Raw genomic sequence first — 22288 nt, forward strand, 5'->3', positions numbered from 1 at the left:
GCAATTGAAGAAAATTCAATTTCGGGTCGGCATGGTCAAATATTCCTTCATTTGATCGGCAATTACCTCCGCGAAGCGGCTGCGCACTGTCAAATTAGATTCCAATTTCTTTGACGCATCTCCATTCGCTTCTTAGCATTTGAAGCGTTTCAATAAATGGGGATGCTATGAAGAAGGGACGCCCGACGATCGCCGATGTTGCGCAGGCCGCCGGGGTTTCGGTTGGCACGGTCTCGAATTTCCTGAACGGCACGGTTCCAGTCAAGTCCCATACAGCCGAGCGTATCCAGGAGGCGATCCAGAAGCTGGCCTATCGGCCAAGCGTATTTGCCCGTTCGCTCCCCATGCTGTCGGCAAAGACGGTGCAGGCGAAGGAGGGCAATCCCCGCCTGCTCGTCGTTGGCCACATCTGCCTCGACTATCTCTGCCGCGTGCCGGTTCTTCCGCATCGCGACGACCGCGTCGCGGCTGAACATATCAACAAGGCGCTCGGGGGGCCGGCCGCTAACTTGGCCGTCGCCGCAGCCGGCATGGGTGCGCCATACGAGCTCCAGATCGATCTTGCGACCGCGATCGGGGACGATGGCGACAGCGAATGGGCCCTGGCGGAGCTGCTTGCGCGCAACGTCAACGTCCTTCCGATCCGCCGCCCGGCAAAGAACCGCCTGCCGCGGGCGATCGTCATCATCGAGGCCAATGGCAGCCGCACGATCATCCACGAGACGTTCGAATTGAGCGAGATCGATCTGACCGAGAACATGGATATCGAACCGGCCGATGTTCGCTCCTGCGTCCACATTGAAGGATTTCACTACGAGCGGATGATCCCCTCGATCGCCCGGTTTCACGCGGCCGGCTGGAAGGTGAGCCTGCATACGGCCGGTCTGCCCGACGCTTCACGCACGCCCGCAGCCTTTGCAACGCTCGTCGGCCAGGTTGATCTGACCTTCATCAACGATGAGATATTCCGGGAGATCTTCGACATTCGCACGCCGCTTGCCTCGATGATCGACGAGGCTGACCGCATCCTGAAGCATATCAAGATCCGAGGCGATGTCGTCCTGACATTGGGCGAGTTCGGGGCTGTCGTCTTCAGGAAAAGCGGAGGCGCGCCGATCGAGGTGCCGGCACTGCCGGTGACGCGGGTCGATGCAACGGGGGCGGGGGATGCTTTTGCCGGGATATTTCTCAGCCTCTGGCTGCATGAAAAGTCGCTCGCCGTTGCCGCCCGGCACGCCGCGATCGGCGCCAGCTTGACGACGACGGTGGAAGGCGCGCAGGGGCGGCTCGCCAGCGCCCGGGAGATCGAGGCACTGCTGCCGTCGGTCGAAGTGAAAACCGCGGTCTAGCTCGGCCGCATCATCGAAACGACATCGCGCAAGGAGATAGAAATGACGATCAAGGTTCTGTTGGTGGGGGAAAGTTGGGTCAGTTCGGCCACCCATTACAAAGGTTTCGACCAGTTCGGCAGCGTCACCTTCCATCTGGGTGCCGAACCGCTGGTCGCCGCCCTTCAGGGCGACGAATTCGACATCACCTACATGACTGCGCATGACAGCGTCGAGAAATTCCCGTTTTCGCTGGAAGAGCTGTTGGCCTATCAGGTCATCATTCTCTCTGATATCGGCGCCAATTCGCTTCTCCTGCCGCCAGCGGTATGGCTGCACGGAAAGCCTGTCGTAAACCGCTTGAAGATTATCCGGGACTGGACGGCTGCCGGTGGCGGCCTGGTGATGGCCGGCGGCTATTTCAGCTTTCAGGGGATCGACGGCAAGGCACGCTGGCGTCGTACGCCCGTCGAGGAGGCGCTGCCGGTCGCCTGCCTTCCCTATGACGACCGGCTGGAAATTCCGGAAGGTTTCCGCGCCGTCGTCAGAAGGGATCATGAAATTCTCGCAGGGGTCGGCGGCGACTGGCCACTGCTGCTGGGTGCCAACGAAGTGGTGGCGAAAGATCAGCCTGATGTGGAGGTGATCGCGACGCTGCCTGACAGCGAAGGCGGCCATCCGCTGCTGGTGACGGGCAAATACGGGAATGGCCGAACCGTCGCATGGACCTCCGATATCGGGCCGCATTGGCTGCCGAACGAGTTCGTCGCCTGGCCCGGCTATGCCACGCTTTGGAAGAACATTCTGCGATGGGTCAATCGTGCCGCATAGGAAGCGTGACGCAGGGGAACAAAAAAATGACATATCCTTTCTTACGGGCGAACGGCATCAGCAAGCGCTTCGGCGCGCTTGCCGCATTGACCGGCGTCGACCTCGACATCAACAGCGGCGAAGTCCTTGCCCTGCTCGGCGACAACGGAGCCGGCAAATCCACCTTCGTGAAAATCCTGGCGGGCGCCCATGCCCAGAGTGACGGCGAATTGCTGGTCGAAGGAAAGCCGGTGACCTTCTCGTCGCCAAAGGATGCCGCAGGCTCGGGCATCGCCACGATCTTTCAGGAACTGGCGCTATCGGAGAACCTCTCCATCGCCGAGAATGTCTTTCTCGGTCGGGAACTGAAGCATTCCGTTCTTGGCATCCCGTTCCTGCGGCGCACCGAAATGCGCGACCGGGTCGATGCGTTGCTGCACGAACTCGACGCGCATATCTCGGACCCGGAGGCGCCGGTCGGCAGTTTGTCGGGCGGTCAACGCCAGGCGGTCGCGATCTGCCGCGCGCTCAATCTGAACGCCAGGCTTGTCATCATGGACGAGCCGACCGCAGCCCTTGCCGTTGCCGAGACGCGCAAGGTCCTGTCGCTGACGCGTCGCCTTGCCGAGCGCGGCTGCGCCGTCGTGCTGATCAGCCACAATATCGCCGATGTCTTCGAAGTCGCAGATCGCATGGTCGTCTTCCGCCGTGGCCGTAAGGTCGCAGAAAGACGGCGGCAGGACACGACGCCGGAAGAGATCGTATCCCTCATAACAGGCGCTCACCCCGACGTGCGAGCGCTTGAAAACAAACAATAAGAAGCGCGTCCAATCTCCAGAGAGGCTCTTATGTTCCACCATCTCAAGAAAGCATTCATTGCATCATCTCTCACACTGGTCATCGCATCGGCCGCCCTTGCGCAGGACAAGCCGAAAGTCGCCTTTGTGCCGCAGCTGATCGGCATTCCCTATTTCAACGCCATGGAAGAAGGCGGCAAACGTGCCGCAAGCGAACTGGGCGTCGATTTCATCTATACCGGCCCGGTCGATACCAACCCGGTCGACCAGTTGCAGATTGTGCAGAACCTGATCGACCAGGGTGTCAACGCCGTGTCCGTTAGCGTGCTTGACGCTTCCTCCATCGCCCCCGTCGTCGAAGCGGCAAAGGCGAAGGGTATCAAGCTGTTCACCAGCGATAGCGATGCGCCCGACAGTGGGCGAGCCGTCTATGTCGCCCAGGCGACCGACGAAGGTCTCGGCGGCGCTGTCATCGACGAGCTCGTGAAGCGCGTCGGCGACAATGCGAAGATTGGCATCGTCTCCGGCGAGGCGACAGCCTCGAACCTGAATGCCTGGATCGGCTTCATGAAGAAAAGAGCGGCCGAAAAATATCCGAAGCTGCAGCTCCTGGAACCGCAATATGCCGGCGGCACGGCACAACGCGCCGCACAGATCGCAGGCGACCTCATGACCGCCAATCCCGATCTGAAGGCGATCGTCGCGGTCGCATCCTCCACATGCCCGGGCGTCGCGCAGGCGATCGAGACGGCCGGCAAGATCGGCTCGGTCATCGGCACCGGCTATTGCAGCCCGAACACGGCCCGCGCTTACCTCAAGAGCGGCGCATTCGGCTTCACGGTTCTGTGGGACCCGGCTCAGCTTGGCTACCTGACGGTCTGGGCCGGCAAGCAGCTGATCGATGGCAAGCCTTTTGCGGTTGAGAATACCGTTCCGGGCTTTGCGGCGCCCGTCACCTACGACGCTTCGAAGGGGATACTGCTGCTCGGGCCGCCGGCTGTCTTCACCGCCGACAACGTCGACAAGTTCAATTTCTGAACCTGGATGACTGACGCGATGCGACCGTCGAAACCAGTCTTCTTCGCCATGGGCGGACGGGAATGGGCACTCCTTTGTGCCACCATTCTCGCCGCACTCCTCTTCACTGCCGCATCGCCCTTCTTTGCGACTATGGGCAACATCGACACGATCGTACGTAACAGCATCGAACTGATGCTGGTCGGCCTCGGCATGACCCTGCTGCTTGCCATGGGCGGCATCGATGTCTCGATCGGCATCGTCATGGGCCTTGCGGCGATCGGTGTCGCCAATACGCTGCTTGCGGGTTGGGGTGCACTGCCGGCCGCACTACTGGGCCCGGCGATGGGTGCCGTCCTCGGTCTTTTGACCGGCAGCGTCGTCGTTATCGGGCGCATTCCCGCGATCGTCGGCACGCTCGGTCTTTTCGGCGTCTATCGGACGGGCGTTTTCGCCCTGCTCGGCGGCCAGTGGCTGTCGGGCTTGCCGACGAACCTCACCGGGCTTTTGGGCGCAACCGTGTTTGGTGTGCCCATGGCGGGGATCGCCATTGCCGCTGCCTATCTTGCCGTCTGGACCGCGCTCAGGCGGACCCCCTATGGTCCGCATCTCCTGTCCATCGGCAATTCCGAGGAAAAGGCACGCCTGTCGGGCGTGCCTGTAATCAAGGTGCGGCTTGCGACCTTCGTGATCAGCGGCGCACTGACCGGACTGGCCGCGAGTTTCTACGTGGCCAATTATCGTAATGTCGAAATGGCGATCGGCTCGACCTTGGCGCTTGACGCGATCGCAGCCGTGGTGCTTGGCGGGACCAGCATCATGGGCGGCCGTTGTAGCCTCATTGGTACTGTCCTCGGTGTCGTGCTCCTGCGCATCCTGCAGAACGGCCTGCTGCTCATAGGTGTGCCCTCGCTTTGGCAGCCGGTGGTAACCGGAGCACTCCTGATCGGCGTACTGGCACTTGAGATGCCAGCAAAACGCCTTGGAGAACTGAAAATGAAGTGGATGCGGGGATGACGATGAGAATTCCAGCCGTTATCGGCTCGTCGCGCATCCTCATGCTGCTGGGCATCCTTTGGCTTGCCGTCGTTCTTCTGTTTGCGATGTTCAAGCCCGCGATGTTCAACGGGGCAACCGTGACGACCATCCTGCAGTTTTCGACCATCCTGGCATTGGTCGCACTGGGGCAAGGCTTGATTGTTCTGGCCGGTGGCGCCGGCATCGACCTTTCGGTCGGCGGGACGGTGTCGCTGTCTGCGACGCTTTGCATGCTCGCCGTCAAGTTCGGCATGCCGGTCTTCGCCATTCCAGTGTTCTGCCTCGTCATCGGCGCCGCACTCGGCGCATTGAACGGATTGCTCGTCACACGTCTCTCGATCCTGCCCTTGATCGCGACACTCGGGACGCTCTTCGTCTACTCGGGCTTAGCGGTCGCCTTGACCGGTGGGGCCGCCCAATCCGGCGTGCCAGCCTGGCTGCTGGCTTGGGGACGTGGGGTGTTTTTCGGCGTGCCCGTGCCATTCCTCACCACCGTCATACCGGTCTTCGTCTTCGGAGCCGTCACGCTATTGCGGACAGCCTGGGGCGCCTGGATCTTCGCGATGGGCTACAACGAGCGTTCCGCCCGGCTCGTGGGCATTCCGGTCGATCGCGTTCGACTGTTGATATACGCGCTGAGCGGCGCACTTGCCGGTCTTGCCGGGCTGATTTCCATCGCATGGCTCGGCAGTGCCCGACCGAACATCGGACAGAACCTCGAGCTTGAATCGCTGACGGCGGTGATGCTCGGCGGCATTGCCATTACCGGCGGCGTCGGCGGGGTGGGCGGCATCCTCGCCGCCGTGGTCCTGCTGATCACGCTCAAGACCGGCTTGCTGCAGCTGAATGTCAACACCGTCTGGCAGGTCGGTATCGTCGGCGCCCTGCTGATTGCCGTCCTCTTGATAGACCGCATCTCGAAACATTGGAGATAAGAATGCCATCCATCGAAACTTTGATTGCCGAACAGGTCGAGGCAGCGCATGAGCGTATCGTTTCGACCCTCAGTGATCTCGTCGCCTTTCCGTCGATCGTCAAATCCGACCCGAAGGAGGCAGGCCCCGGCGAGCGTGACTGCCAGCTCTACCTCCAGAAGCGGCTCGAACATCTCGGCTTTTCGACCGATCTTTGGGATCCGGACGGGCCAGCGCTCTATGCCAAGTATGAAGGGCGTCCCGGCGCGAACAAGGGCCGGACATTCGAAGGTCGGCCGAACCTCGGCGGCGTGCTGAAGGGCACGGGCGGCGGCCGATCCATTATGTTGACCGGCCATATCGATGTCGTACCGCCCGGCGCGCCTGAACATTGGACAACCGACCCCTTCGTGCCGGTGCTGAAGAACGGCTTCCTGCACGGCCGCGGCACCGTCGACATGAAGGGCGGCGTCGCCTGTATGCTGATGGCCGTCGAAATCCTGAAGGAGATGAATATTCCGCTGAAGGGCGATATCGTCTTTACGACCGTCGTCGACGAGGAGATTGGCGGCATGGGATCGCTTGCCATGGTCGATCGCGGCTTCCGGGCAGACGCCGGCATCATGACCGAGCCGACCGCAAATCGCATCGCTCCTCTTTGCCACGGCATTTTATGGGGCAAGATCATCATCGATGGCATTGGTGGACACGCCGAGTTGACGCCGAACGCCTGGTATACGAGCGGCCCGGTGGATGCCGTCCAGCTTTGCCGCCAGATGCTCGACGGCATCGATATCCTCAACCGGCGCTGGATGTTCGACCCGAAGAAGAACCATCCGCTGATGGATCTGCCGAACCAGATCATCGTCACTCAGGTCAAGGCCGGCGAGCACCCATCATCGATGGCGGGCAAGGCCGAGATCATCATCGATGCGCAATATCTGCCGAGCGAAAAGGACGAATTCGGTCTCGGTGGCCATGTGAAGCGCGAGATCGAGGAGCATGTGAAGAATGTCTGCCAGGCTGATCCCTATCTGCGCCAACATCCGGCGAGAGTAGAATGGATACTCGATGCGGATTGCGCGGAAGTTCCAGCCGATAATCCCTTCGTTCAGTTGTTGCAGGAGGCAGTGGAAGCCGCCGATCTGTCTTCGGCTCTATCCGGATTCGGCGCCCATAGTGACATCGGTCTCCCGACGTCGCTCGGCAACACGCCGACCATTAATTTCGGGCCGGGAGACCCGGCACAGGCTCATCAGCCGAACGAGCGCGTGTCTGTGCGCGATCTTATCGATTGTACCAAGGCGATTGCGCTCGCGGTGCAGAAGTGGTGCTCCTGATCGGCTGGCGTCGCAGGAGGAGGCCGAACGGCACGATGCCGGCGATCGAGCTTTGCAAAGGTGCCAGCCGTTCGCTTTGATGTTGGCAGATCGCAGATGAAACCGTGATACTGGCGTCGCAACTGCAGTGATGATGCCCCGATTTTGCGCGACCGATGAGCATTCGACATCGGTCGCGGTAAGCAGGGCCGGGGCGAGCTTGCCGATTACTTCGCCGCGGCCTTCGACACGCCGACTTGCAAATCCGCCTCGTCGGCAACGATGGAGGCGGCTTCGGTCTGCAGGATGTCCTTTGCGTTTTTGCGCGCTTTTTCGATGGCGATATCGGCGCTCAAGCTGCGTTCGTTTGCCTGCAGGCCATCATCTTCGCTGGTGTCGAGGCCATCATTGACCTGACCGCGCGCCTTGAGACGATTTGCCTGGGCGGTCAGTTCGTCGCGACGTTCGGTTTCGTTGAGGGAAATCACCTTCTTATCGCGCTGCTCCTTCAGCGTGGCGATGTCTTCCACGAAGCGCTGGTATTCCGAATCATTCTTCACGCGGGCATCGTGGCGGCTTTGCAATTGCGGCAGCACCGCCTGGATGTCACCCCAGGGCTTGTAATTCGCCGGCTTTACCTGCGTCCACGGCAGAGCATTGTCGTAGCTCGACTCGCCGAAGGTCTTGAGATCCGAAAGTCCCGGCAGGCTGATGTCGGGCGTCACGCCGCGCAACTGTGTCGTACCCCCGTTGACGCGGAAGAATTGAGCAACCGTCAGCTTCAGCTCACCGAATTTCGGCTTTGCGTTATGGGCGACCTGATCGAGATTGACCACGGTTTGCACCGTGCCCTTGCCGAAGCTCGGCTCGCCGATGATCACGCCGCGGCCGTAATCCTGGATCGCGGCCGCAAAGATTTCGGAAGCGGATGCGGAACCGCGATTGATCAGCACGCCGAGCGGGCCGGTCCAGGCCGGAGTGGCAAGATCGTCGCTCGAAACTTCGACTTCGCCGCCCGCATCCCGTTGCTGCACCACGGGGCCCTTGCCGACGAACAGACCCGTCAGGTCGATCGCCTCTGACAACGAGCCGCCGCCATTGTTGCGCAGGTCGATTAGCACGCCGTCAACCTTATCCTGCTTCAGTTCGGTGAGGAGTTTGGCGACGTCACGGCTGGCGCTGCGGTAATCCTTGTCGCCCTTTCGCCGAGCTTCGAAATCCTCATAGAAGGCTGGCAGGGTGATGACGCCGATCTTGCGGGTGGCATCGCCATCCTTCACCGACAGGATCGTTTGCTTGGCGGCCTGCTTGTCGAGGCTGATCTTGTCGCGCACCAGGCTGATGATGTGATGCTTGCTATCCGGGCCAGCGTCGGCCGGCAGGATGTCGAGCCGCACGACGGAGCCCTTGGCGCCGCGGATCATCTGCACGATTTCGTCGAGACGCGTGCCGACGACTTCCTTGATCGGGCCGTTCTCGCCCTGACCGACGCCGGTGATGCGGTCACCGACCGCAAGCTTGCCGGATAGTTGCGCCGGGCCGCCGGCCACGAGTTCGCGGATCGTCGTATAATCGTCTCTTTCCTGCAGGACGGCGCCGATGCCGACCAGCGAGAGCTTCATCGAAATATCGAATTCGGCTGAGGCAGTCGCGCCGAAGTAATCGGTATGCGGGTCGACGGACGTCGTGTAGGCATCCATGAACATCTGGAAAACATCGTCGCCCTTGTACTTGTAGGCACGCTCGAGCGAATTTTGATAGCGCTTGTCCAGCGTATCGCGAATGGAGGCATCGTCCTTCCCGGCAAGCTTCAGGCGCAGCCAGTCGTTCTTGACGCGCTTGCGCCAGAGATCGTTGCTTTCCGCTTCCGACTGCGGCCAGGGCTCGTTGTCGCGGACGAGCGGGTAGACTTCCTTGGTATTGAAATCAAACTTCTGATTGAGCAGGCTGCGCGCGTAGGTCATGCGATTGACGACCCGCTGCTCGTAGACGTTGAAAATGGAAAACGGGATATTCAGGTCTTCCTGATTGATGGCATCGTCGATCTTGGTGCTGCCGGCCATGAACTTGTCGATATCCGTCTGCAGGAAAAGGACCCGATCCGGATCGAGGGATTTGATGAAGCGGTTCATGATCCTGGCCGACAGAACGTCGTCCAAGGGAACAGGCTTGTAGTGGAAGCGCTGCAGAAACTGCGCTGTCAAATGCGCGGCTTGCGCCTGCTGCGGCAGCGGCGTCAGAACTGGCGGTGAACCGGCTTCCAGAGCATATGCCGACGAAGCAAATGCCAGGAACAGGCAGAGGAAACCATATTTCATACGCATCAAGTCTTGGCCCGATTCTCAACGTTAAATGTTCAATCTATAATCTAGGTGGAACAATTATGGTTTTTTGGCAACCAGACAGATGCTTTCCTTTGCGAAAGTTTTTCCAAACATTTGCGTGAAGCAAGTTTGACGGGCGGTGATTTTCTGCGCCGTACGGGTCCAAATTTATCGAGGAATCAAAATAGTAACGTCACGGGATGCGGTGGTGAGGCTGTCTGAATCCCACCAAAAAGGCTTGAACTGTCAGGCGAGAGCCCATGAGAACGAACCGCCGGTCGTCGGACGCGTCACTCCGCACCATATGAAGCGCCGCATCCTTTCCCGGAATCCCTAAGATGCTTACTCTAGGACAGGCGACCCTTGGCCAGATGGTAGAAGTACATGGCGCCGCGCTGAAGGATGTCGTCGTTAAAGTCGTAGGTCGTGGTATGCAGGCCGGCGCTGTCGCCGTTGCCGATAAGGACGTAGGCGCCTGGAACCTTTTCGAGCAGGAACGAGAAATCCTCGCTTCCCATCAAAGGGAGATCGAGGCCGACAAAGGCGCCCTGACCGAAGTGCTGAATGATAGTGGACTTTGCGGCTTCGACCGCATCCTTGTCGTTGATGGTTGCGGGATAGCCGACCTGCCAGTCGAATGAGATATCGGCGCCATAGCTCTTGGCCTGAAGCGTTGCGACTTGCTCCACGCGCTCGCGTATCTCCTCGCGCACATTCGGGTTCATCGCCCGCATGCTGATCTCCAGCACGGCGGTGTCAGGAATGATGTTGGATGCGGAGCCGGAGAGGAAGGCACCGACGGTGACGACCGCGGGTTGATGAGGGGAGATGTTTCTCGATGTCAATGTCTGAAGCGCCATGACGATGCTGGAGCCGACGACCACCGGATCGACGGTCAATTCCGGCTGTGCACCATGGCCGCCCTTTCCCTTGACGGTCACGGTCACCACGTCGATCGAGGCTGCGATCGGTCCGGCGCGGGTCGTGAAGGTGCCCGCCGAGATGCCGGGCCAGTTATGCAGCGCGAAAATCTCGTCGCAAGGAAAGCGCTCGAACAACCCGTCTTCCATCATCAGCTTGCCGCCGCCGAAATTTTCCTCGGCCGGCTGGAAGATGAAATGCACGGTGCCGGAAAAGCTCTTGTCCTTGGACAGCGCCCAGGCCGCACCGAGAAGCATGCTGGTGTGGCCGTCATGGCCGCAGGCATGCATGGCGCCCGGATGCTGGCTGGCATAGGGAAGATTGGTTTCCTCCTGCATCGGCAGTGCGTCGAAATCAGCGCGAAAGCCGATAGCGCGATTGCCGTTGCCGGCGCGAAGGGTTGCGACGATACCGGTCTTGCCGAGGCCGCGCGTAATCTCGAAACCCCATTTTTCGAGTTGTGCGGCAATGAAATTGGACGTTTTGAGCTCGGAAAGGCCGATTTCGGGAATTTGGTGCAACTGATGCCGGATCTCGATAAGGTCTGGCAGGAAGCTCTGGAAGTCGATGTCGCTCATGGTGGTCCTCATCCCATCCGCAGAAATTGGCGAAGCCGCTCGGATTGCGGATTCCGCATGACGTCGTCGGGAGCACCTCGCTCCTCGACCAGGCCCTTGTGCAGGAAGATCACTTCGCTCGAAATGTCGCGCGCCAGCGCCATTTCGTGGGTCACCATCACCATGGTGCGACCCTCTTCGGCGAGCTTCTTGATGACCTGCAACACTTCGTTGACGAGTTCCGGGTCGAGTGCCGACGTCGGCTCGTCGAACAGCATGACTTCCGGCTTCATGGCGAGCGCACGGGCAATCGCCGCGCGTTGCTGCTGACCGCCGGACAGTTGCGCCGGATACTGGTCGCGCTTCGGCGTAATGCCGACCTTTTCCATGAGGACTTCGGCTTCGGCGATCGCTTGACTGCACGAGGTGCCGAGGACATGGATTGGCCCCTCGATGATGTTTTCGAGGATCGTGCGGTGAGACCAGAGATTGAAGCTCTGGAAGACCATGCCGAGCCGTGTGCGAATGTGTTCCAGTTGCCTCGCGTCGGCGGCATGCATCTTGCCGCCTCGACCCGGCGCCGTGCGAATGGCCTCGCCGGCGACCGAGATTTCGCCCTGGTCCGGTGTTTCGAGATAGTTGATGCAGCGAAGCAGGGTGCTCTTGCCGGAGCCGCTGCTGCCGATCAGCGAGATCACGTCGCCCTTGCGGGCTTCGAAGGAGATACCCTTCAACACTTCGACGCTGCCGAAGCTCTTGTGGATGTCCTTTACCGAGAGTGCAGTCTCGACCATTTCAATTCCTCCCGAGGCTTTCAAGCTCACGCCCGAGCGGCGCGATAGCGCGTCATGCGGAACTCGACGACGTTCATGATCCGGGTCAGGATGAAGACCACGGCGAAATAGATGATGCCTGCAGCGATCAGCGGCTCGAAGATCAGCAGCGACTGGCGTTGCAACATTCGGGCCGTTCCCATCACTTCGAGAATGGTGATCGTCGAGGCGAGCGATGTCGTCTTCAAGAGGATGATGAGGTCGCTTGTCAGAACCGGCATGCAATGGCGGAACGCCTGCGGCAGTGTCACGCGGCGGAGGATCGTCCAGGGCCGCATGCCGACCGAAAGCGCCGCCTCGATCTGGCCGCGCGGGATCGCCTGGATCGCGCCGCGAATGACTTCGGCATTGTAGGACGCCTGGTTCAGGCTGAGTGCGGCGATCGCGTACCACAGCCCGTCACGCAGATAGGGCCAGAGGAAGCTGTGCCGGACCCAGGTCCCGGGCAGGATCTGACCGAAGCCGTAGTAGATCAGATAGATCTGCACTAGCAGCGGCGTGCCGCGAAAGGCGAAGGTAAAGGCAAAGGCCGGCCAGGCGAGCAGCCTGTATTTCGACAGGCGGGCAAGCGCCGTCAGCGTGCCGATGACGAGCCCGAAGATCCCTGCCGTTGCGGTCAACAGCAGCGTCAGCGGCGTTGCCTTGATAAGGGCGGGCAGGAAGGAAATGACGTTGGTGATCGTTTCCATCAGCGATGCCCCCGGTTCAGGTGGTTTTCGATGCGGCTGATGATGAAGACGGAAACCAGAGTGATCAGCAGGAAGAGCAGGGCGGTCAGACCATAGAAGAGAATGTACTGCTTGGTGCTGGCTGCGGCGCGGTAGCCCGTATAGAGCAGTTCGCTGAAGGAGCCTAGCACCGAGATGATGGCGCTTTCCTTGGTGATGGACAGCCAGAGATTGCCCATTCCGGGAACGGCGTGGCGCATCATTTGCGGAAGGACGACGCGGGTCAGGATCTTGCGCCGCCGCATGCCGATCGATACCGCCGCCTCGATCTGGCCGGGTGGCACTGCAAGATAGGCCGACCTTAGAACCTCTGTCATGAAGGCCCCGGAGACGAATGCGAGCGCGATGATCGCGGCCCAGAAGGGGCTGAACTGGAAGCTGGCGTCGACGAGGCCGGCATATTTCAGGAAGCGCTCGGCCCCGCTTGCAACGGAAAAATAGAGCAGGAGAATGACCAGCAGTTCCGGAAGCGAACGGACGACGGTTGTATAAAGTCCGGCGATAAAGCGAAGCGATCGATGGTGCGAAAGCTTGCCGGCGGCTCCCAGAAAGCCGAAAATCACGGCCACGATGTAGGAGATGAGCGAGACCTGGAGGGTCATCAGCAGGCCCCAGGCAAAATTTGCGCCCCAGCCTTGCGGCCCCCAGCCGAGCAATTGCCAATATGTGTCCATGCGTTCTACCTGCTCGATCCGGCGTTGCTAATCGCAGCCAGCCGGACGGCCTTTGGTGTTGCCGAAATGCGAGATCAGGCGCCGTCTGGCCTATAAAGCTGCGATGAAGCCGTGGAAGCGATTTTTCGACGGAATCAGCTGGGCAGGCTGGCGCAGCGCCCGGGCGCGGCCGAAGCCACGCCCGACGTCACGCAATTACTTCTTGTCGAAGATCCACTTGTCGACGAGCTTCTGCGTCGTGCCGTCCTTGTCGAGCTCGGCAAGGGCCGTGTTGATCTTGGTCAGCGTGTCGGCATCACCCTTGCGGATGGCATAGGCAACACCTTCGCCGAGCGTGGTGTTCTTCGGCACGGTCAGCTTGACCTCGTAGTCGGCGCCGGCAGCCGTCTTCAGGAACGTTTGGATGTAGAGGTCCGGGATCAGGACATAATCGACGCGGCCGGCAACGAGATCGGCGACGGAGTTGTCGGCGGTGTCGTAGCTCTTGGCTTCGGCGCCCTTCAGGTATTTCGCGACATAGGCTGCCTGGACGCTGGAGGTCTGTACGCCGATGATCTTGCCCGAGACGATCGACGGATCGACGATCTTGCCCGAACCATCGGGCGCGTCGACCGTGGTGATCTTGGTGCTATCGGACTTGGCACCGACGAACGACGTGCCTTCGGTGTAGTAGGGAGTGCTGAAATCCACGACCTTGCGGCGGTCATCGGTGATCGAGAAGGCGCCGATGATGAAATCGACTTTCTTCTCGTTCAGCGAAGGGATGAGGCCATCCCAGGCCATCTGCTTGATCTCGCATTTGACCGGCAGTTTTGCGCAGACGGCGCGGGAGAGGTCTGCTTCGAGGCCTTCCCATTCGCCCGATGCATTGACCTCGGTAAACGGCATATAGGGTTCGGGAGTCATGCCGAGGCGGATGGTGTCTTCGGCATGAGCGAGGCCGGCGGTCAACAGAAGTGCCGCGCCGGCAATGATTTTCGATTTGAAGCTATGCATGCTGTTCTCCCAGATTGTTTTTGAGGTTGCTTAGTGACCGTTGCGATACCAGCGCAGCGACATGCAGGACAGGCCCGCATCGATCTTGCCGATCTCGGTCGTCTTCATCGGCACGACCTTGTAGCCGAGCTTGTCGAGCATCTCGATGGTGCGCGGGAAGTCCGAGCCGACCATGACGACATCGTTGACACGCAGCGCGTTGGCGGCCGGCTCTTCGCCTTCCGGAATGATGATCTGCTTGAAATCCTTGAAGACGCCCGAGCGGGCGAGGCGGGCAGTCGACAGTACGCTTTCGTCGTCGAGCAACGAGCAATCGGTCTTGAAATGCAGAACGCCTTCAGGGGTAGCCACGATCTCTGCCTTGCGGCCGAGCTTGGCGATGCAGGCGACAAGAGCCTCGGCGCCAACCTTGTCGGTGCGGGCGGAAAGCCCGATCATGACGCTCTTCGGCGTCGTCAGCACGTCACCACCGTCGGCAAAGCCGGGGGTCGGAAGATCAAGCACCGTTTCGAACATGTCGCGCAGCGTCGGGGTGATTTCGGCAGTTTCGCCGACACGGCTGACCGCGCCGGGGCGAAGCAGGATCGCGCCTTCGGTGAAGACGAGCGCCGGGTCCTCGACGAAGATCGAGTCAGGGAAGGCTTCGAGTGCCGGAAGGATCGTCACATCCACGCCGGCATCGCGCATGGCAGCGATATAGGCGTCATGCTCGGCCTTTACGCCGTCATAGGTCGGGTTGCCCCGATCGTCGGCGCGAAGCCCGTTGACGACCGAACGCGAAGGCTCGCGCACGATGACCGAATTGAAGTGATAGACTGATCTTGCTTGCGACATTTCAAGTACCTTTATTTTTGTACGGGCTTCTCTATCCGGCTCAACCGGCGGCGTAAAGCAATTGTGTGGATGCCGGCTCGCGGCGCGAAAGATGGACGCCGGCGAGCATGCAGCGAACCGATCCGCCGGCAAGCTCTATGGTCGAGACATCGAAGGGAAGCAGTTTTGCGGACTGTTCGATCGTTTCGATCTGCTCCGCATCGAGTGCGGCATGAGCCCTGGCGGACAGCACGACGAGCCTGCCGTCGCGGCCATCAAGCTCGATCGCATTGCCGGCGAAGTTCTCGATCTGCTCGATCGAAAGATCGATCACCTTGCGGCCGGTCTCTTCGAGGCGCGCGATGATTTCCCGCCTGCGTGCCTCGTCAGGTATCATCTGTGATCCGAGAAGCGCGAAATCGGTTCCGATGCACATCAGGACATTCGTGTGGTAGATCGCCTTGCCATTGCGATCGACTGCATCGAACACCATCGGCTCGAAGTTGAAGTGGGTGCAGAAACGTTCCAATGCCACTTCGTTGGTGCGGTTGGAACGGACGGCATAGGCGACGCGGCCGATATGATCGAGCACCATGGCGCCGGTGCCCTCGAGATAGACGTGATCCTTTTCGAGGCCGGAATAGTCGATGACGTCCTGAACGCGATAGTCGCTCTTCAGCATTTCGATCACATCGCTGCGCCGCTCGGACTGGCGGCTTGCGGAATACATCGGATAGATGGCGACATGGCCGCCGGAATGGGTCGAGAACCAGTTGTTCGGAAAGACGGAGTCGGGTGTTGCAGCGCTCTTGTCTTCGAAGACGTGCACGGTCACACCGGCCGCAGCCAGACCTTCGGCCATCTGCGTCACCTCATCGAAGGCGGCAGTAGCGATTGCGGCTGCTGCGCGCTTCTCGTCATTCGACTGGAAGGCATTGTCGTTGGCGGTCATCGGATTCGGCGTGAAGTGATGTGGCCGGATCATCACGACGGACTTCGGCGCCTGTACGGAAAGCTTGCTCATCGCTCGAACTGCGCTCCGCAGCCGAAGCGATCTGCCTGACCGGGCAAGAGTGCCTCAATGCCGATATTCCCGACCCACCCAACGACGCTGTCGCCGCCTGCATATTCAATCACGTTTTCAGCTCCCCCAGGAAGTTCGATGAGGCAGCGTAGGAAGGCATAGCGTCAGTTGAAATTTGAGAACTGTAGAAATTTTTACAGGAAATATGGCATATTGCTCAAGCCATTTGTACAAGTTGTTCAATGTCACTTCATGCGTGCAGACGGGCATGCGATTTCCATTCACTGCGATATCAACGAGCCCAGCCGGCTTGTCTGGGAAAAATGGGGAAACCGAGCATTTCGAGGCGGCGGATGCAAAAAAGCGTCCTGATGCCGTCAGTGCGACGACATCAGGACGCGATGTTAGAGGCGACGGCAATCAGTGAGCTTCAGCAGGGACCAGTGGAACCTCGGCGCCGTTGGCGTCATAGAGCTTGCCGTCCAGAAAATAATCGCCGTCGTGGAGACTGGCGATGTCTTGATATCGGATCAGTCGCTCCGTTCCTGCGACGAAGACCGATTGCTGATCGGAGTTGCCCGTTTTCAGGTGGTTGAACAGCAGGTTCAGGGCGATCGCCATCAACGCTGCCGAACTGATGCCGGAGTGGAAGATGGTGATGACCCATGCGGGAAAATGCTCGTAGAAGCCTGGCGAGGCGATCGGGATCATACCGAAGCCGATCGACGTCGCCACGATGATGAGGTTCATGTTGTTCTCGTAATCGACCTTAGCGAGCGTGCGGATACCGCTCGCAGCGACCGTCCCGAACAGCACGAGGCCTGCACCTCCAAGGACCGAGCTCGGCACGGCTGCGACGATGCGGCCGACGATCGGCAGCAGTCCCAGCGCGACGAGGAAAAGGCCGCCGGTCGCCACGACAAACCGGCTCTTGATGCCGGTCACGGCCACGAGGCCCACATTCTGGGCAAAGGCGCTCTGCGTGAACGAGCCGAAGACGGGAGCCAGGATGCTGGAGAGCATGTCGGCACGCAGGCCATTGCCCAACCGGCGCGCATCGACTTTGGTTCCAACGATTTCGCCGACGGCAAGGATATCAGCGGATGTTTCGACCAGCGTCACCATGATGACGATGCACATGGAGATGATCGCCGCGGTGTCGAACACCGGATAGCCGAAATGGAAGATCTGCGGCAAGGCGACGAAGGGTCCGTTCATTACCCGCGAGAAATCGGCGATACCCACCGCGTAGGCTATACTCGTGCCGATGATGATGGCGAGCAGGATCGAGAGCCTGGATATGGCGGCGCTGCCGAGCTTGCTGAGCAGCAGGACAATGACCAGCGTCGCGGCCGCGAGCAGGATGTTGGCCTGGCTGCCGAAATCCGGCGCGCTCCTGTTGCCGCCCATAGCCCAGCCGGCCGCAACCGGCATGAGGGTGAGCCCGATCGTCGCAATGACGATGCCCGTGACGATCGGTGGAAAGAATCGCGTGATGCGCGAAAAGACGGGCGTTATGAGGAGCCCGATGAACGACGCCGCCATGACTGCACCAAGAATGGCCTGGATGCCTCCATGTCCGGTAATCGCAATCATCGTCGCGACGCCGGAAAACGATACGCCTTGCACGAGAGGCAGACGGCTGCCGAAAAATGGTATCCCCATCGTTTGCAGGATGGTCGCCAGACCGCCGGCAAACAGGGACGCCGTCACGAGCAGGCCGACATCTGCCGGCGTCAGGCCCGACGCCTGGCCGATGATCAGCGGGACGGCGACGATACCGCCATACATGGTCAGCACATGTTGCAGGCCGTAGGCCAGATTGGCGCCAAGGCTGAGCTTTTCATCTTCCGGGGATAGGCCTGCGGTATTTTCCTCTGCGGCTGCTGCCAAGGTAATCTCCTCCATACCTTTGCGTTTCTCGTTTCCTCCAAACGAGCGTCGCACGTTACGATCTGTGTCGTCAGATGACTTTATAAAAAAATGCGAAACACCTTACGGTAAGGCGCCACCCGCCCCACGGCCTTGATAAGGGTCACAATCTCGCATTGGACGAAGGTCGGCGACTGCCAAAACCCGCTCTGGTCGATCTGCGACGGACAACGCATGACAGCATAACCGGCAACGCAGTTGTTGCAACGACTTCAGTCTCGCGAAAGAATATATGTGCAGGAACATATAGTATATTTTCCGATTCGAGTATCGTTTAGAAGATTTGGGTGGGGGCATGAGCGAATATCAAAACAAGGCGGTGAAGCTGCTGGCATCGAGCGTCGGTACCGAGTCCCTGATGGACCTGAGTGATCGCCGAGAAGCGTTTTTATATCGAGCCCTGGCGCTTTATTTCGCCGCCGGCGGGATCGAAGATGCGATCCAGCCGATGATCGAGAGGGTATATTCGAAGAACAAGCCACGGGTGGATATCGCCGTCGGCGACGTGCTCTACAAATTGGCCGGCATCGGCCATGCGGCCGATATCGATATCATACAGGCCGCCTACAACAAGCTTGATGACGCAAAGCTGAAACTTGCCGACGAGAGCCAATATCGCCCGCGATAGGAGCGTCGATATCCGTTATGGGCGCCTACCGAGGCACGGGCGCCCCGCCTTCCTCCCCCTTGTTCTCTCCCGGCTTGAGACAGCCCATTCGCGTTCTCGATAGGGGTTTGGCGTGCGCTTGCAATGTCAGTTGCATACCGTCGAAAGATTCTAAGTCGGGGCGGCATGATTCGTGTGAAATTTGGGGTATTGTGCCAATAATCATGCGTCTAACGGGTCAATCTGTTTGAAAATTGCGCACCTCTTGCGCGTCTCTACTGATATTCTGAGCATCTATGATTTGGCCCGGCTGCTGCGCCGTGGGAGGGGAAATAGTCAAGATGCCCGAGACTGCGATCTATGTTTATCAGTCGATTGCGCGCGCTGTGTGCGATCATGATGTCGGTACGATGTTCGGTCTGATGGGCGATGCGAACCTGTTCATGATCGACCACTATGTGCGCGGGTGCGGCGGCCGGTTCGTGCCGGCGGCGCATGAGGGAAGCTCGGTTTTGATGGCGCTCGCCTATGCACATGTGTCGGGCAAGATCGGCGTGGCGAGTGTGACCCACGGTCCGGCATTGACCAATTGCGTCACCGCCCTCACGGAAGGCGCTCGCGGCTCTATCCCCATGGTGCTTCTCGCGGGCGACACTCCAGTCGCCAATCCGCATCACCTGCAAAGCATCGATCAGCGCGAGGTCGTCAAGGCAACAGGCGCCGGCTTCGAGCAGATGCGCTCGCCGGAGACCGCCACCTGGGACGTCGCGCGCGCATTCTATCGCGCCCGGGTCGAGCGGCGCCCGATCGTCTTGAACATGCCGGCCGATTTCATGTGGTGTGAGCAGGTTCACGAAAGGGCTGTTTTCGAAGTCTTCGATGCTCCAGGATATGTGCCCGAGGGGGACGCACTGGACAAGGCGATCGGCATGATCGCCTCGTCAAAACGCCCGCTCATCCTTGCAGGGGGTGGCGCTTGCGACGCGCGCGATCAACTTATCCGTCTGGCCGATCGGCTGGAAGCACCGCTTGCGACAACCTTGAAAGCAAAGGGACTGTTCGGCGGTCATCCCTACAATATGGATATTTTCGGCACGCTCAGCACGCCGGCTGCCTATGATCTCATCGCCAAGAGCGATTGCCTGATCTGCTTTGGAGCCGGGCTGCATGATTTTACCACCGACAGGGGGAAGCTCCTGAAGGGCAAGCGCGTCGTCCAGATCGATATGGACGCACGCGCCATTGGCAAGAATATCCATCCGGATGCGGCTCTGGTCGCCGATGCGGGCCTGACGGCAGACAATTTCGTCCATTGGCTGGACGAGGCGGAAATTCCGCCGAGCGGTTTTACGCGCGAGCTGGATATACCCTCGCTCACCACTCATCCCCGCGACCAGCGCGACAAGACGAATGCGGGATATGTGAACTATATCGCGGCGCTCGAGGAGTTGGAAAAGGCCTTGCCGAAAGACAGGGTGCTTGTGACGGACGGCGGGCGCTTCATGACGGAAGTCTGGTGCCGGATCTCGGTCAGCGATCCCCGCAGTTTCGTCGTGACGGCGAATTTCGGCTCGATCGGTCTTGGATTGCAGGAAGCGATCGGCGCAAGCGTTGCCGCTCCGGATCGGCCGGTTGCTCTCTTCACCGGAGATGGCGGTTTCATGATGAGCGGCGTCAACGAGTTCAACACCGCCGTCCGTCTCGGTCAGGACCTGATCGTCATCGTCTGCAACGATTCTGCCTATGGCGCCGAACACATACAGTTTCGCGACCGGAAGATGGACCCTGGCCTCACGCAGTTCGACTGGCCTTCATTCGCCGAGGTTGCGACCGCGCTGGGTGGGCACGGCGTTGCGGTCAGCTCCGCCGGCGAGCTTGAAGGCGCTCTGCATGCCATCAGAAATCGCAACCGCCCAGTGCTGATCGAGCTGCGCCTCGATCCCAACGATGTGCCACGGATGCGCATCTGACGATCTCTTATGAGGTCTGAAGAAGCAAATCGCCCTCAAGGGTCGGCAAGGCGGTATCCGTGGCCTTGGTCGCTATTCAATCCTGCTTTGTGAAATTCAGCGCCCTCTTGCGGATAGAGCCGCAATCGCGTTCCAGGACATGAGGGCGATCTCGTCTCGTTCGTGATCCGACAGGGGTGCGGGATTGAAGCGGCGCCATTTTAGCGTATTGCGAATGCCGCCGCCGATATAGCCCGACATCGTTGCCGCCGGCAGATCGAGTAGCAGGCCTGCCGCCTGTGCTTCACGCATCAACCCGATCGAGTATTGCGTCACTTCGTCGAAGGTTGCGCTCAATTCCGCGCCCGATACCAGCGGCACATTGGAGAGATATTCAAACAGCAGCGCCCGCTGCCGATCCCGCCATATGAAATCAATATAATCGTAGATATAGCGCATGATCCGTTCGCGAGGGCCACCCGGATCGGCAGGGGACGGGACAAGGTTTGCCGTGATGGTCGCGGCCAGCCGCGTATAGACACCGCGAATGAGATCGTCCTTCGATTTGAAGTAGTTATAGATCGATCCGGTTGCTACGCCGGCTGAATCCGCAATGGCGGCCATCGAACATTGCAGACCGTTTTCGACGATCAATTTGGCGGCGGCATCGAGAATGCGTTCGCGCCGGGCGGGGTCTAATTCCATTCTGAATGAACCTTCATTCACCTGTCATGTCCCCTGTGTATCGGTGTGCCGTCAAACAGGCAAGCGCCTTTGCAATGCATCCACCGGAAAGCGCACGACGCAGAAGGAAACCGACGTCATGACGGCCCATACGACCTTCGTTCACCTCACCGATCTGCATATCTCTGACCCCACGGTAAAGGACGATCACCTTTACTCCGAGACGTCGAAGACGCTGGTCGCGATTCTCGCCGACGTCAAACGGCTGACGCCGCCACCGCGCTTCGTGATCGCGAGCGGCGATCTCACCAATCGCGGCGACGTCGGCTCCTATGAGGAACTGAAGCGCATTATGGCGCAAGCCGAACTCGATGTCCCCGTGCTCTACGCGCTTGGCAATCATGACAAGCGCGACGGCTTCTACAAGGCCATGACCGACCGTACCGAGGACCTTGGCGCCCCTTACGACCATGCCGCCGTCATCGATGGCATCCACATCATCGTCATGGATTCCAGCCATCCCTTCAAGATCGGTGGCAGCTTCGAAGCCTCGCAATTTGCCTGGCTTGAAGCCGAACTTGCCAACCATCCCGATCTGCCGAAGCTGATGGTCATGCACCACGCCCCCGCGCTCGACGCCAATGCCGATCTCGAATGGGAATCACTTGCCATCGCCGACACGGAAAAGCTGCGTCGCCTGCTTGAGGGCCGCAACATCATCGGCATTCTTTCGGGCCATATCCATTTCGACCGCGTCAGCAACTGGTACGGCATTCCTGTCATCGTTGGCATCGGCCAGCATGCGGCGACCGATGTCCTTTATCTGCATGAAGGCCTGCGCATGCTGTCGGGCGCATCCTTCGCGATCGGCGCAGTGCGCCCATCCGGCCTTACGGTTTCCTTCGTGCCGCAGCCTGCCGAACGCCGCGAGCTGCATAGCTTCTCCTTCACCGACATGGCCGACATCATCAAGAAATACGAAGAGCAGGCGGCACTCGCCGCTGCCGAATGATCGGGAGATTT

Annotated in this window: 20 protein-coding genes; 10 read left to right on the top strand and 10 right to left on the bottom strand. The window is 59.9% G+C overall.

Going from position 1 to position 22288, the window contains the following annotated elements; genetic code table 11:
• The first annotated feature begins 167 nt into the window (after positions 1-167).
• Genes BJ928_RS16020 through BJ928_RS16050 form a run of 7 tightly spaced genes read left to right on the top strand, consistent with a single transcriptional unit; the run spans position 168 to position 7244 of the window.
• Positions 168-1349 carry a carbohydrate kinase family protein gene (locus tag BJ928_RS16020; RefSeq protein ID WP_047631500.1) on the top strand — a complete coding sequence of 394 codons (1182 nt, stop codon included), beginning with the start codon at positions 168-170 and terminating at the stop codon, positions 1347-1349.
• A 42-nt stretch (positions 1350-1391) separates the two neighbouring features.
• Positions 1392-2159 (top strand): glutamine amidotransferase, encoded by a 768-nt coding sequence (locus tag BJ928_RS16025; RefSeq protein WP_047631499.1) that lies wholly within the window; start codon positions 1392-1394, stop codon positions 2157-2159.
• Positions 2160-2185: 26 nt separating this feature from the next.
• Positions 2186-2956, top strand: a complete 771-nt coding sequence (locus BJ928_RS16030; protein ID WP_047631498.1) for an ATP-binding cassette domain-containing protein — start codon at positions 2186-2188, stop codon at positions 2954-2956.
• A 30-nt stretch (positions 2957-2986) separates the two neighbouring features.
• Positions 2987-3973: an autoinducer 2 ABC transporter substrate-binding protein gene (locus BJ928_RS16035; protein ID WP_047631497.1), complete on the top strand. Its 987-nt coding sequence runs from the start codon at positions 2987-2989 to the stop codon at positions 3971-3973.
• Positions 3974-3991: 18 nt separating this feature from the next.
• Entirely contained in the window at positions 3992-4969 is a 978-nt protein-coding gene (locus tag BJ928_RS16040; RefSeq protein WP_082011853.1) for an ABC transporter permease, read from the top strand.
• Complete coding sequence (locus BJ928_RS16045) at positions 4966-5925, top strand: ABC transporter permease (protein WP_245432363.1); 960 nt, start codon at positions 4966-4968, stop codon at positions 5923-5925. Before BJ928_RS16040 ends, BJ928_RS16045 begins: the two co-directional genes overlap by 4 nt.
• Positions 5926-5927: 2 nt before the next feature.
• On the top strand, positions 5928-7244 hold the full coding sequence (locus tag BJ928_RS16050; RefSeq protein WP_052227677.1) for an ArgE/DapE family deacylase: 1317 nt from the start codon (positions 5928-5930) through the stop codon (positions 7242-7244).
• 206 nt (positions 7245-7450) lie between these two features.
• Here BJ928_RS16050 and BJ928_RS16055 read toward each other — a convergent pair whose 3' ends face one another.
• The 9 genes from BJ928_RS16055 to BJ928_RS16095 all read right to left on the bottom strand — a co-directional run bounded on the left by BJ928_RS16055 (position 7451) and on the right by BJ928_RS16095 (position 17986).
• Positions 7451-9547, bottom strand: a complete 2097-nt coding sequence (locus BJ928_RS16055; RefSeq protein WP_047631496.1) for a carboxy terminal-processing peptidase — start codon at positions 9545-9547, stop codon at positions 7451-7453.
• 347 nt (positions 9548-9894) lie between these two features.
• Positions 9895-11046, bottom strand: coding sequence for a M20 aminoacylase family protein (locus BJ928_RS16060; RefSeq protein WP_047631495.1), 1152 nt, complete (start codon positions 11044-11046; stop codon positions 9895-9897).
• Between the two features lie 8 nt (positions 11047-11054).
• A complete protein-coding gene (locus BJ928_RS16065) occupies positions 11055-11819 on the bottom strand; it encodes an ATP-binding cassette domain-containing protein (protein WP_047631494.1) in 765 nt (254 codons plus the stop codon).
• Between the two features lie 26 nt (positions 11820-11845).
• Complete coding sequence (locus tag BJ928_RS16070) at positions 11846-12547, bottom strand: ABC transporter permease subunit (RefSeq protein WP_047631493.1); 702 nt, start codon at positions 12545-12547, stop codon at positions 11846-11848.
• The gene (locus tag BJ928_RS16075; protein WP_047631492.1) at positions 12547-13260 is read right to left on the bottom strand and encodes an ABC transporter permease subunit; all 714 of its coding nucleotides are present in this window, start codon (positions 13258-13260) and stop codon (positions 12547-12549) included. Before BJ928_RS16075 ends, BJ928_RS16070 begins: the two co-directional genes overlap by 1 nt.
• A 195-nt stretch (positions 13261-13455) precedes the next feature.
• On the bottom strand, positions 13456-14256 hold the full coding sequence (locus tag BJ928_RS16080; RefSeq protein ID WP_047631491.1) for a transporter substrate-binding domain-containing protein: 801 nt from the start codon (positions 14254-14256) through the stop codon (positions 13456-13458).
• Positions 14257-14286: 30 nt separating this feature from the next.
• Positions 14287-15090 (bottom strand): arginine deiminase family protein, encoded by an 804-nt coding sequence (locus BJ928_RS16085; protein ID WP_047631490.1) that lies wholly within the window; start codon positions 15088-15090, stop codon positions 14287-14289.
• A gap of 40 nt (positions 15091-15130) precedes the next feature.
• Positions 15131-16093, bottom strand: a complete 963-nt coding sequence (locus BJ928_RS16090; protein ID WP_047631489.1) for an arginine deiminase-related protein — start codon at positions 16091-16093, stop codon at positions 15131-15133.
• Positions 16094-16513: 420 nt separating this feature from the next.
• The gene (locus BJ928_RS16095) at positions 16514-17986 is read right to left on the bottom strand and encodes a nucleobase:cation symporter-2 family protein (RefSeq protein WP_047631603.1); all 1473 of its coding nucleotides are present in this window, start codon (positions 17984-17986) and stop codon (positions 16514-16516) included.
• 334 nt (positions 17987-18320) lie between these two features.
• Between BJ928_RS16095 and BJ928_RS16100 the strand changes: the two genes are divergently transcribed.
• Positions 18321-18653 (top strand): hypothetical protein, encoded by a 333-nt coding sequence (locus BJ928_RS16100; protein ID WP_047631602.1) that lies wholly within the window; start codon positions 18321-18323, stop codon positions 18651-18653.
• Positions 18654-18973: 320 nt separating this feature from the next.
• A complete protein-coding gene (locus BJ928_RS16105; protein WP_047631488.1) occupies positions 18974-20602 on the top strand; it encodes a thiamine pyrophosphate-binding protein in 1629 nt (542 codons plus the stop codon).
• Positions 20603-20698: 96 nt separating this feature from the next.
• Here the strand turns inward: BJ928_RS16105 and BJ928_RS16110 are convergent, their stop codons facing one another.
• Positions 20699-21286, bottom strand: a complete 588-nt coding sequence (locus tag BJ928_RS16110; protein ID WP_047631487.1) for a TetR/AcrR family transcriptional regulator — start codon at positions 21284-21286, stop codon at positions 20699-20701.
• Positions 21287-21404: 118 nt separating this feature from the next.
• Here BJ928_RS16110 and BJ928_RS16115 point away from each other — a divergent pair, with 118 nt between their 5' ends.
• A complete protein-coding gene (locus tag BJ928_RS16115; protein ID WP_047631601.1) occupies positions 21405-22277 on the top strand; it encodes a metallophosphoesterase in 873 nt (290 codons plus the stop codon).
• Positions 22278-22288 lie beyond the last annotated feature (11 nt).

The sequence above is a fragment of the Rhizobium sp. WW_1 genome (genome assembly GCF_003610155.1).
Lineage (GTDB): Bacteria > Pseudomonadota > Alphaproteobacteria > Rhizobiales > Rhizobiaceae > Rhizobium > Rhizobium tropici_A.

What these genes read in the sequence shown, in the direction of transcription:
- BJ928_RS16020 (WP_047631500.1), top strand. Translation starts at nt 168, where the DNA reads ATGAAGAAGGGACGCCCGACGATCGCCGATGTTGCGCAGGCCGCCGGG.
- BJ928_RS16025 (WP_047631499.1), top strand. Translation starts at nt 1,392, where the DNA reads ATGACGATCAAGGTTCTGTTGGTGGGGGAAAGTTGGGTCAGTTCGGCC.
- BJ928_RS16030 (WP_047631498.1), top strand. Translation starts at nt 2,186, where the DNA reads ATGACATATCCTTTCTTACGGGCGAACGGCATCAGCAAGCGCTTCGGC.
- BJ928_RS16035 (WP_047631497.1), top strand. Translation starts at nt 2,987, where the DNA reads ATGTTCCACCATCTCAAGAAAGCATTCATTGCATCATCTCTCACACTG.
- BJ928_RS16040 (WP_082011853.1), top strand. Translation starts at nt 3,992, where the DNA reads ATGCGACCGTCGAAACCAGTCTTCTTCGCCATGGGCGGACGGGAATGG.
- BJ928_RS16045 (WP_245432363.1), top strand. Translation starts at nt 4,966, where the DNA reads ATGACGATGAGAATTCCAGCCGTTATCGGCTCGTCGCGCATCCTCATG.
- BJ928_RS16050 (WP_052227677.1), top strand. Translation starts at nt 5,928, where the DNA reads ATGCCATCCATCGAAACTTTGATTGCCGAACAGGTCGAGGCAGCGCAT.
- BJ928_RS16055 (WP_047631496.1), bottom strand. Translation starts at nt 9,547, where the DNA reads ATGCGTATGAAATATGGTTTCCTCTGCCTGTTCCTGGCATTTGCTTCG.
- BJ928_RS16060 (WP_047631495.1), bottom strand. Translation starts at nt 11,046, where the DNA reads ATGAGCGACATCGACTTCCAGAGCTTCCTGCCAGACCTTATCGAGATC.
- BJ928_RS16065 (WP_047631494.1), bottom strand. Translation starts at nt 11,819, where the DNA reads ATGGTCGAGACTGCACTCTCGGTAAAGGACATCCACAAGAGCTTCGGC.
- BJ928_RS16070 (WP_047631493.1), bottom strand. Translation starts at nt 12,547, where the DNA reads ATGGAAACGATCACCAACGTCATTTCCTTCCTGCCCGCCCTTATCAAG.
- BJ928_RS16075 (WP_047631492.1), bottom strand. Translation starts at nt 13,260, where the DNA reads ATGGACACATATTGGCAATTGCTCGGCTGGGGGCCGCAAGGCTGGGGC.
- BJ928_RS16080 (WP_047631491.1), bottom strand. Translation starts at nt 14,256, where the DNA reads ATGCATAGCTTCAAATCGAAAATCATTGCCGGCGCGGCACTTCTGTTG.
- BJ928_RS16085 (WP_047631490.1), bottom strand. Translation starts at nt 15,090, where the DNA reads ATGTCGCAAGCAAGATCAGTCTATCACTTCAATTCGGTCATCGTGCGC.
- BJ928_RS16090 (WP_047631489.1), bottom strand. Translation starts at nt 16,093, where the DNA reads ATGAGCAAGCTTTCCGTACAGGCGCCGAAGTCCGTCGTGATGATCCGG.
- BJ928_RS16100 (WP_047631602.1), top strand. Translation starts at nt 18,321, where the DNA reads ATGAGCGAATATCAAAACAAGGCGGTGAAGCTGCTGGCATCGAGCGTC.
- BJ928_RS16105 (WP_047631488.1), top strand. Translation starts at nt 18,974, where the DNA reads ATGCCCGAGACTGCGATCTATGTTTATCAGTCGATTGCGCGCGCTGTG.
- BJ928_RS16110 (WP_047631487.1), bottom strand. Translation starts at nt 21,286, where the DNA reads ATGGAATTAGACCCCGCCCGGCGCGAACGCATTCTCGATGCCGCCGCC.
- BJ928_RS16115 (WP_047631601.1), top strand. Translation starts at nt 21,405, where the DNA reads ATGACGGCCCATACGACCTTCGTTCACCTCACCGATCTGCATATCTCT.